Source organism: Halolamina salina, from assembly GCF_042678005.1.
Lineage (GTDB): Archaea > Halobacteriota > Halobacteria > Halobacteriales > Haloferacaceae > Halolamina > Halolamina salina.
Map to the genome: position 1 here is coordinate 5,979 of NZ_JBHUDH010000166.1, position 340 is coordinate 6,318.

1 pseudogene is annotated in these 340 nt (G+C 72.6%); it reads left to right on the forward strand.

The annotated features are described in order from the left end of the window. Positions 1-235 (forward strand): annotated as a pseudogene (locus ACFR9S_RS13250) (hypothetical protein); the annotation flags it as partial. Positions 236-340: the final 105 nt, after the last annotated feature.

Consider the following 340-nt stretch of genomic DNA (forward strand, 5'->3'; position numbering starts at 1 on the left):
GATCGCCGGCGCCGCCGAGCAGGCCGGCCTCTCGAACTATCGGGTGGACTACTACAACCCCGCACAGCTGGCGTCGCTCGCGAGCCTGCTCGGCGCCAACGGCAGCGTGAGCGGGGAGACGGCGCCGTACACCGACCGCGGGGTCGACTCGATCCACTTCCTGATGATCTACGGCACGCCCGACGGCCTCGACGCCAACACCACGGCCGCACGGGAGGTGACCGCCGATGCCTGACCTGGGGACGGCCGCCCGCGTCGGCTTCTTCCTCTTCGTCGTCGCGCTCGCGGGGGTCGTCGGCGGCCTGACCGCCGGCGGCTTCGGCTCGACGCCGATCGACGG